The sequence below is a fragment of the Parashewanella hymeniacidonis genome (assembly GCF_016900895.1).
GTDB classification, from domain to species: domain Bacteria; phylum Pseudomonadota; class Gammaproteobacteria; order Enterobacterales; family Shewanellaceae; genus Parashewanella; species Parashewanella hymeniacidonis.
This window is the reverse complement of the sequence record NZ_JAFEUN010000024.1, coordinates 39,505-46,212: the sequence shown is the minus strand read 5'-3', so window position 1 is coordinate 46,212 and position 6,708 is coordinate 39,505. Positions and strand designations below refer to the sequence as shown.

The 6,708-nt window shown below is 39.9% G+C and carries 6 protein-coding genes; 2 read left to right on the top strand and 4 right to left on the bottom strand.

The window, feature by feature from the left end:
• A partial coding sequence (locus JQC92_RS06975) for an IS4/Tn5 family transposase DNA-binding protein (protein ID WP_276315783.1) occupies positions 1 to 308 on the bottom strand: 308 nt, incomplete at its 3' end.
• A 93-nt stretch (positions 309 to 401) separates the two neighbouring features.
• Between JQC92_RS06975 and JQC92_RS06970 the strand changes: the two genes are divergently transcribed.
• Positions 402 to 662 carry a cyclic nucleotide-binding domain-containing protein gene (locus tag JQC92_RS06970; protein ID WP_204998975.1) on the top strand — a complete coding sequence of 87 codons (261 nt, stop codon included), beginning with the start codon at positions 402 to 404 and terminating at the stop codon, positions 660 to 662.
• 454 nt (positions 663 to 1,116) lie between these two features.
• Here JQC92_RS06970 and dapD read toward each other — a convergent pair whose 3' ends face one another.
• Genes dapD through map form a run of 3 tightly spaced genes read right to left on the bottom strand, consistent with a single transcriptional unit; the run spans position 1,117 to position 5,351 of the window.
• Complete coding sequence (gene dapD, locus JQC92_RS06965; RefSeq protein ID WP_204998974.1) at positions 1,117 to 1,941, bottom strand: 2,3,4,5-tetrahydropyridine-2,6-dicarboxylate N-succinyltransferase; 825 nt, start codon at positions 1,939 to 1,941, stop codon at positions 1,117 to 1,119.
• A gap of 17 nt (positions 1,942 to 1,958) precedes the next feature.
• Entirely contained in the window at positions 1,959 to 4,523 is a 2,565-nt protein-coding gene (gene glnD, locus JQC92_RS06960; RefSeq protein ID WP_204998973.1) for a bifunctional uridylyltransferase/uridylyl-removing protein GlnD, read from the bottom strand.
• Positions 4,524 to 4,550: 27 nt separating this feature from the next.
• Complete coding sequence (gene map, locus JQC92_RS06955) at positions 4,551 to 5,351, bottom strand: type I methionyl aminopeptidase (RefSeq protein WP_204998972.1); 801 nt, start codon at positions 5,349 to 5,351, stop codon at positions 4,551 to 4,553.
• Between the two features lie 545 nt (positions 5,352 to 5,896).
• Here map and rpsB point away from each other — a divergent pair.
• A complete protein-coding gene (gene rpsB / locus JQC92_RS06950) occupies positions 5,897 to 6,625 on the top strand; it encodes a 30S ribosomal protein S2 (protein WP_129947132.1) in 729 nt (242 codons plus the stop codon).
• The last annotated feature ends 83 nt before the right edge of the window (positions 6,626 to 6,708 follow it).

The window sequence follows — 6,708 nt, the reverse complement described above, 5'->3', positions numbered from 1 at the left end:
TGATGTTTATAACTTAACGATGTTGTGTCATCTATCGCTAGTATCTCTGAATATGATTGTGCTTGCTCTGCGGTGTAGTTAAATCCTGAGCAGCGTATTACTTCTGGTGCAACCATGTCATTATGTATCAATCGGTAAGCTCCTTCCTGTTTGGCCTCGTCTCCTTGGCATGATAAAGCGATTGATTTGCCACTACAACGAGCCATATCTGCAGCCGTTTCAATTAGGCGTTGTGTTCTTCGAGCATCACCAGTATTTGCTTTTTCGAAGTGGGCTGTTGACCATTGGTTATGATGATAAATTGACATGATTTGCTGTTTTGTATAAGGAGTTTCTTGATCAGAACAACGGATTTACAATAAGTTCAATTTATCTCAAATTTGTGTAGAAGAGTCAGGGTTGTGATTCATCAATCAGAAAAACTCGATTGCTTGTATTTTTTGCTGCATGAAAAACTAAAAGTAAGTTCATACTCTGATTTGGGTGAAGAGGTGGTACTTTGGATTGAATCAGGTTTTACTGTAGTCGGAGAGCTAGAATTGTTTTTGAATGAAAGTGAATACTCATCGATTAGCGTATCAGCTATCTCTGATTCAGTAATGATTTCAATACCAGTAAATATGGCTCGCCTTTATTGCTTAAATGATCAAAGGTTTTTGTGATTCGTATTCTCTAACTTATCCCGTAAATTAATCAATAGCAGTACAATTCTTAGAGCAGGCAATTTAACGGTGAAACAAAAGTTGGAACGCTATTTAGCAACTAAATATCAGAATGATGGTGAATATATTCAGCTTGAAAAAAAGGAGTACGATTGCCTCAATGCTTGCAGTATCCGTCAGGCAGTTAAATCGAGAGCTTATTAACTTAAAAAAACAAGGTGTGATTGATTTTTAAAATAAAAGTTTACATATTTTAGAAAGAGAATACTTCGTCTAGTGAGTAATAGTTGAATAGTATTTCATTAAGCTTTGCCTCTTTTGCTAGAACTTATTTTAATTCTATTACTGGGAAATCTGTGTATCTGACTTTTGAGGCGATTTAAATGATTACTAAAAAAGGTATAAAAAAGGTATAAAAAAGCGTCACACTTGCTCGGCAAGTGTGACGAATAGACTATTCTGCTAGTCGCAATAGCTCATTGACACCCACTTTAGAGCGGGTTTTCGCGTCCACTTTTTTCACGATGATTGCAGCGTAAAGGTTGTACTTACCACATTTTGAAGGCAAGGTTCCTGAAACTACAACAGAGCCGGCTGGTACACGACCATAGTAGATTTCGCCAGTTTCACGATCATAAATGCGTGTGCTTTGACCGATGTAAACACCCATAGAAATTACTGAGCCTTCTTCAACGATTACACCTTCAACAACTTCTGAACGTGCGCCAATAAAGCAGTTATCTTCAATAATTGTTGGGCCAGCTTGTAGAGGCTCTAAAACACCACCAATACCAACTCCGCCAGATAAATGTACGTTTTTACCAATTTGTGCACATGAACCAACCGTAGCCCATGTATCAACCATGGTGCCTTCATCAACATAAGCACCAAGGTTTACATAAGATGGCATCAATACTGTATTACGGGCAATAAATGAACCTTTACGCACTGTAGCTGAAGGCACAACACGCATTCCTTCAGCCTCAAAACGTGCTTGGTCGTACTCGGCAAATTTTAAAGGTACTTTATCGAAGTACTTGTTTTCAGCACCTTCAATAACCTTGTTTTCGAAAATACGGAAAGATAAAAGTACCGCTTTTTTTAACCACTGGTTAACGACCCATTCGCCGTCAATTTTTTCAGCCACTCTTGCTTCACCGCTATCAAGCATTGCAATCGCTTGCTCAACGTCGGCTTTGGTTTGTGGTTCAACACTCGCTGGTGATATTGTATCTCGAGCGTCAAATGCTGCTTCGATTCGTTGGCGTAGCGCCTCCATTTATTTCTCCTAAAGTTTTATTTTGAATTTAATTTTTCTATTAGCGCACTTTTTAGCGCTGCTTTTTGTTCTTGGTTCAGTGATTGACCACAATTAGTTCTTAATCGAAAGAAATCTTCAGCTCGTTCACCAATTGTTGAAATTTTCGCTCCTACTAATGTTGCACCGCATTGGTAAAATATGTCACCCACTTTTGCGAGTAATCCTGGAGAGTCTAATGTAATGAGTTCTACCATCGTTGTGCCGTTTCGGTTACTTGGTAAAAATGTAACTCTAGTTTTAACTTTAAACGGTCTCATTTTTCGAGATATCTTTCTAAACTTAGGTAATTTTTTACTCTCTTTACTCAATGATTTAACGATAGCTTTTTGCAGTGACTGAATTCGAGAAGAGCTCGTCAGCGTTTTTCCGTTCTGCTCTAAAATAATAAAGGTATCGAGGGCGAAATCATTTTTAGAGGTCATAATATTCGCATCATTAACGTCAACATTTTTATTATCCATGACGGCCATGATATTTGCGAATAATCGAGGGCGGTTTTTGCAGTAAACAAAAACTTCTGTCCCACCACGACTCATCTGCTTTGATAGCAAAACTAAAGGTTCTTCTGAATTGTGTTTGATGATTGCGCCAGTGTGCCAGATGACTTGATTTGGGTCATGTCTTAAAAAATAATCCGCATTAAAGTTCTGCCATAATTTGTCGATGTCACTTTCAACAAAACCCACTTTAATGAGTTCTTTTTTCGCCTTTGCTTGATGTTCTCGAACTCTAGCACGAATATCAATGGGTTTTTCTTTACCACGAGCGAGTGTGCGCTGCGATGAAAAATAGAGATCTTTGAGCAGAGAATCTTTCCAACTGTTCCAAAGTCCTTCGTTTGTCGCAGCAATGTCCGCAACCGTGAGGCAATATAAATAGTTCAGTCTATCACTGTCCCTTACTGTACCCGCAAACTCAGCAACAACTTCTGGGTCTGATATATCCCGTCGCTGAGCGACCATAGACATGATCAAATGGTTTTGAACGAGCCAAGCCACGAGCCGACCGTCATGGTTGTTCAGGTTGTGCAGCTTACAAAAGTCGATGGCATCAACAGCACCGAGTTCGCTGTGATCACCACCGCGACCCTTAGCGATGTCATGAAAGATGGCTGCAAGTACCAATAAGCCTCTTTTAGGCAATTGCCTTGCTACTATCGATGCGAGGGGGTAATTATCTTTATGTTCAGCTTGGAAGAATCGATCAATTCGTACAAGTAATCGATGAGTGTGTTCGTCAACAGTATAAGCATGAAATAAATCAAATTGCATTTGCCCTTCGATGTTATGCCAAGCTGGTAAGTAGTAGGACAGAATTTTGTGCTTATGCATTAGTGAAAGCGCACTGATACCTCTCGGATGTCTGAGAATCTCCATGAAAAGCTTACGGCACTCTTCATTATGCATCATTGGTTCAGTAAGTTTGCGCCTAGCAGTTCTTAGCTTTCGTAAGGTAAGTGAATAGATACCTTTAATACTCGGGTAGCGAAGGGTAGTAAGAAAAAGCTCGAGTATTTGCTCAGGCTTGGAAAAATCGGTGTTTCCAATAGACTCTATGAATTTACCTTTACGCTGGTAGCGTTCATTTATAGGACGAATTTCGAGCGATTTATTACGCCCTAACGTCGCTCGGTAAAAGAGCTGCAACAGCATTTGATTGAGCTCCATAACCCTACGCACGGTTTGATAATATTGGCGCATCATTTGTTCGACCGCCAACTGAGTCGCATCTTCGTATCCCATCAAAGAGGCTACTTCTCTTTGCAAGTCGAACAGCAAACGATTTTCATCTCGACCGGATATGATGTGTAATGCGAAACGTAAATCCCAGAGAAAGTTCCGACACTCAATCAGTTCATCAAGTTCTTCTTGTAAAAGGAAGCCATGATTGACTAACTCTTCTATATGGGAAGCTTTGAAATGCCGAATAGCCACCCAAGTAATCGTTTGAAGATCTCTCAGACCGCCAGGGCAACTTTTAAGGTTAGGTTCTAAATCAAAAGCACTCGATTTCTCATGCCTTTCTTTTTGTTCTGCTTTTTTAGCAAGAAAGAAGTCATTTGAAGGCCAAAAACTGTCCTGTCGAAGTCTTGATTTAAGAGATGAATATAATTCGTCGCTGCCAATAATGATTCTGGACTCAAGTTGCGCAGTGGCAATAGTGATGTCATTTTTACCCAACTCAATACTTTCAGAAATGGTTCGAACTGAGTGACCAATCTCTAAACCAACATCCCAAAGATAAGCAATAAATTGACTGAGTTTTTCTCTCGTATCTTCATTTGGCTCTGCTTCAACTAAAAAAAGTAAGTCAACATCAGAGTAGGGGTGGAGTATTCCGCGGCCAAAACCTCCAACAGCGACCAAAGCTATTGAATCTTGACAAAGGCCGCACTGTTTCCATGCGCTATCGAGCAAAGTGTCAACTGCAGCACAGCGTTGTTTGACTAACTCAACAATATTATGCTTTCGCTTAAATCTATCAAGTAAGTGTTCATTTTGTGTAACTAATGCTGCTTTCACTTCCAGTGCGGTATTCATTGTTCCAATTCTTATCGTAGTGTTGAATTATTTATGGTTAATGATTCGTGGGAAGTTTTCTTCTTCACGTAACGTTAGAATTTCTACACCTTTTTCCGTCACAAGTAATGTATGTTCGTATTGTGCAGAGTTTTTACCATCTGCTGTACGTACAGTCCATTTATCTTCTGGATCTAATACCGTTGAATTACGACCTGCGTTGATCATTGGCTCGATGGTAAAGCACATGCCTGGGCGAAGAACTGTCTTATCGTTATTTTTGTAATGAACAACCTGTGGCGCTTCATGAAAAGTACTGCCGATACCGTGCCCACAATAGTCTTGAACGATAGAATATTTTTCTAATCCAGATTTGCTTGCTTTGATGAATTTTTCGATGGTTGTTCCGACTTCACCCAGCTTCATTCCTGGACGCACTTTTTTTATGGCGAGGTATAAGCTTTCTTGAGTAATGCGACATAGGCGTTTGTTTTTTGGGGAAACATCACCTACAAAGAACATTTTAGATGTATCGCCGTGATAACCATCTAGAATAACTGTGATATCTAAGTTAACAATATCACCATCTTTTAGTGGTGTATCATTCGGAATTCCGTGACAAATCACATGATTCACTGAGGTACAGATCGATTTAGGAAAACCGTGATAATTAAGTGGAGCGGAAATGGCATTTTGCTCTTCAGTATACTTAGCGCAAATATCATTTAATTCATTCGTAGTCACACCAGCTTTTACGTGTGGTTCAACCATTTCTAGAACTTGTGCAGCCAGTTTGCCAGCGGCACGCATTTTTACAATTTCTTCTGCTGTCTTAATGACGATGCTCATGCAGTAAATCTCAACTTTTTCAGAATTAAATTTGGCACGAAAATTTGCACTGGACAGGGCAAATATGGTATAAAGCGCGCCGTTATGTTTTACCTAAAATGAATTTTGGTATTCAGTTTAGGATGAAAGATGACTGTCATTATACATGGCAATCGTACCTGTGCTCAACGAAGATGCAATATTTCAGTGTCTTGTAAGCATTGATAATTAGAGGCGTAAGCGTGAAGAACTGGTGTACTAATTTAAACACTTACAACAAAGAAGTATCGATGCTTACAGGCACAAGAAGTGGGAGTCGCAGAGCCCTTTATGCTTTGTTGCTTGAGTATAAAATAGATTTACTATTTATGCACTCAAGCGCCTTGCCTAAAGAACTCTGCGTTCTTGCTGAAACAATGCACTTTCGTTGAGTACAGGTATATTAAATACGAAATCACACACGTATCGTCACATTTTTCGGGGTGCTGAATATCAATATGTAGGATATTTGGTCGAAGTAATGGGATACGTGGAGGTCTAACCCCTCTTAAAATTAAGGTAATACAATGAAACAAGTTTCAATGCGCGACATGCTAAAGGCTGGTGTTCACTTCGGTCACCAAACACGTTACTGGAACCCAAAAATGAAGCCATTCATCTTTGGTCCACGCAACGGTGTACATATCATCAACCTTGAGCATACAGTGCCAATGTTTAACGAAGCACTTGCTTTCATCAGCAACATTGCTTCTAAAAAAGGTAAAGTACTTTTTGTTGGTACTAAGCGTGCTGCAAGCGAAGCTATCAAAGAAGCTGCGATTGCATGTGACCAATTCTACGTTGATCACCGCTGGTTAGGCGGAATGCTAACGAACTGGAAAACTGTTCGTCAGTCAATCAAGCGTCTTAAAGAACTAGAAACTCAGTCAGTTGACGGTACTTTCGACAAGCTTACTAAAAAAGAAGCTTTAATGCGTACTCGTGAGCTAGAGAAATTAGAAAAATCTCTAGGTGGTATCAAGAACATGGGTGGTCTTCCTGACGTTCTTTTCGTAATCGGTGCTGATCACGAACACATCGCTATCAAAGAAGCTAACAACCTAGGTATTCCTGTTGTTGCTGTTGTTGATACTAACTCTGCTCCAGATGGCGTTAACTACGTTATTCCTGGTAACGACGATGCTATGCGTGCTATCCGTCTTTACACTGCTGCAGTATCAACTGCTGCTAAATCAGGTAAAGGTCAAGACCTAGCTGAGCAAGCTGAGCAAGACGGTTTCGTAGAAGCTGTTTAATAGGGATTTCGCATTCCCTAAGTAATCTACTTTAATAAGTGGATTTCAGGGACCCTTGGGTCCCTGTTTCATATCAGACGAAT

Bases quoted from the DNA above. Each gene is read 5' to 3' on its own strand.
- map (WP_204998972.1), bottom strand. From the start codon at position 5,351: ATGAGCATCGTCATTAAGACAGCAGAAGAAATTGTAAAAATGCGTGCC.
- glnD (WP_204998973.1), bottom strand. From the start codon at position 4,523: ATGAATACCGCACTGGAAGTGAAAGCAGCATTAGTTACACAAAATGAA.
- rpsB (WP_129947132.1), top strand. From the start codon at position 5,897: ATGAAACAAGTTTCAATGCGCGACATGCTAAAGGCTGGTGTTCACTTC.
- dapD (WP_204998974.1), bottom strand. From the start codon at position 1,941: ATGGAGGCGCTACGCCAACGAATCGAAGCAGCATTTGACGCTCGAGAT.